Source organism: Bullifex sp., from assembly GCF_034103065.1.
Classification (GTDB): domain Bacteria; phylum Spirochaetota; class Spirochaetia; order Sphaerochaetales; family Sphaerochaetaceae; genus Bullifex.
Map to the genome: position 1 here is coordinate 1 of NZ_JAXEGN010000142.1, position 2,508 is coordinate 2,508.

The window sequence follows — 2,508 nt, forward strand, 5'->3', positions numbered from 1 at the left end:
TTTCCAGTAAATATTAAAACAGACCCAAAGTATGTTAATTTAGTAATTAACTTAATTAAGAACAGTCTTGGTACAGATCCTAATAAGTATAATTCTAAATACAATTCTTATAAGTGCATGGTTGATGCAAGAAATTTAACATTTGCTATTGTATCATCTCCAAAAGATGACAAACAAGAAGAAAATCCTACTTATGATTCTAATATAAAGGAATCAGCTACAAATGGTTCTGTAGTTGAATTAATAAATGCGGCATTATTTACCAATCTACTTGATCCAAATTTTAAACTTGATGTTACTGAAAATGTAACAGAAAAAGAAGACAAAGTACCATTTAGAACTATTTTGATGGATATAGTTGATTCTTCACCTAATTTATTTACAAAAGGTGAAATCAATTCTAAAACTTACTCAGATTCTTTAAATAAGCTATTTAATAATGATCCAACAGGTGATAATGACTTTAATTTATTAGGAAGAAAAGTTTTAACAAATCTTAATAAAACAACAGCAAAAACAGCAGATAAGATGCTAGATGTTGGTGGGTTAAATGTTGGTGATTTACTTAAATTATTAAATATTTCTGGTGATGCTGGTGGGGATTTTACTATAACAAAATGGCTTGATGGGCTTATTAAACAAATGGGTGGTCCTATTTATTGAGGAGGTAGCAGAATGAAAAGCTTAAAAAAGATTATTACATTAACATTAATAATGGTTGTAGCACTTTCAACAGTTTTTGCAGAAAATATTACTCCTGATACAGATGTAGCCTATAATATGGTAGATAGACCATATACAAAGACTAGTGCTAGAATGCTTTCAATGGGTGGTGCTGGTATTGCTTTGAGATCAAATCAGGATGCTCTCTATGTTAACCCTGCTTCCCTTGGAGAAAAAGGTTTAGTATGGAATATGCCTAATGTAGCAACAACTATTTATAATGCAAGAGAATTAATAGCTACAGGTATTATTGATAACTACCAAAATATTGCATCTGAACCAGGAAAGTATGCTGAAACTATTTTAGGTATTTTTGGTAAAGCTGGTAACAATAAAATTGCTACTGTTGATGCAGGTGTTGGTGCAAAATGGGGTAGATTTGCATTTGGTGTTGATACCCAGGTTAATTTAAATACATATACTCCTTCAACAAGTGCAATTGATGTAGCTGTTATTCCTCAAGTAGATGTTGTTCTTTCAACTGGTCTAGGCCTTAGATTTATGAGAGATTCAAAGATTAACTTTGATATTGGTGTTGCTGCAAGACTTAATGCTAGAGCTTATTATCAAAAACTTGATGCTGATTATGTATTAAGAAATCTTAACAATATGAATGAAATATTTAAGAAGCTTCAAGAAGACCAGCCAATGGTATTCCTGTACTCAATGCCTATCGATTTTGGCTTTAACTTAAATCTTCCAGCTGGTATGACATTAAGTACTGTTGTTAGAAATATTAATGGTTCATTCAAGGGTAATGCAACAACATTAAAAGAGATTTCAAGTAAAGCTGCAGAATTGATCAAATCTGACACAATTAAACTTAATAGTCCAATGAGTGTTGATTTTGGTTTTGGTTGGAAACCATATTGGGGTCTTTCATGGCTTGCAAATCCAAATATCGCAGTTGATGTTGTTGATATTGTTGGCCTTACAAAGGAATTCTCTACAACAAACCTTCTTGCTCACATGAGAGCTGGTATCGAAGTTGAGATTCTTAAGCTTCTTGAGTTAAGAGCAGGTCTTAACCAAGGTTATGTATCAATTGGTGCTGGATTTAACCTAATGAACATAATCCACTTAGAAGCTTCTTACTATCGCTTAGAATTTGGTGAAAAACTCCTCGATAAGCCAGTTGATGCTCTCACAATTAGAATGAACCTCTTCTGGGAAAGATAATTAATATTTAATCTAATTTGCCACATCTTCGGGTGTGGCTTTTTTCATCTTAAGCTTTAGTGTATATTTATAATATGTTTTCACTAGATACAATTATTAAAGCTTTTATTATTGGCTCAACAATGATGGTTCCGGGAGTTTCTGGGGGATCAATGGCGATGGTCCTTGGAATTTATGGAAAATTAATTAACGCTGTTAGTTCATTTTTTAAAGATATTAAGAAGAATTTAATCTTTTTAATTGAGTTTTCTGTTGTAGCACTTTTAGGAATTGTTTTATGTGCAAAACCAATTTTGGCATTAATTGATAGATTTCCAAGAGTAGCAATGTTCTTCTTTATAGGCCTCGTATTTGGTTCAATTCCAATGCTATATAAGAAAGCAAATATTAAGAGCGTTAATATTAAAGATATTCTATACTTCGTAATTGGTGTATTAGTAGTATTAAGCTGTCAGCTAATTCCAAAACTTGAGTTTGATCCTAACGCACCATTTACACTTTCAATGGCAATTACACAATGCTTAATTGGAGTGGTTGTAGCTGTAGGATTTATCCTTCCTGGTATTAGCTTTTCATATTTATTATTAATACTTGGTTCTTATGACT

3 protein-coding genes are annotated in these 2,508 nt (G+C 31.9%); all 3 read left to right on the plus strand.

The window, feature by feature from the left end:
• On the plus strand, window positions 1-663 hold a 663-nt coding region (locus tag SOY52_RS05585; protein WP_320847984.1), incomplete at its 5' end, for a hypothetical protein.
• 12 nt (window positions 664-675) lie between these two features.
• The gene (locus tag SOY52_RS05590; RefSeq protein ID WP_320847985.1) at window positions 676-1,902 is read left to right on the plus strand and encodes a hypothetical protein; all 1,227 of its coding nucleotides are present in this window, start codon (window positions 676-678) and stop codon (window positions 1,900-1,902) included.
• Between the two features lie 74 nt (window positions 1,903-1,976).
• On the plus strand, window positions 1,977-2,508 hold a 532-nt coding region (locus SOY52_RS05595; protein ID WP_320847986.1), incomplete at its 3' end, for an undecaprenyl phosphate translocase family protein.

What these genes read in the sequence shown, in the direction of transcription:
- SOY52_RS05590 (WP_320847985.1), top strand. Translation starts at nt 676, where the DNA reads ATGAAAAGCTTAAAAAAGATTATTACATTAACATTAATAATGGTTGTA.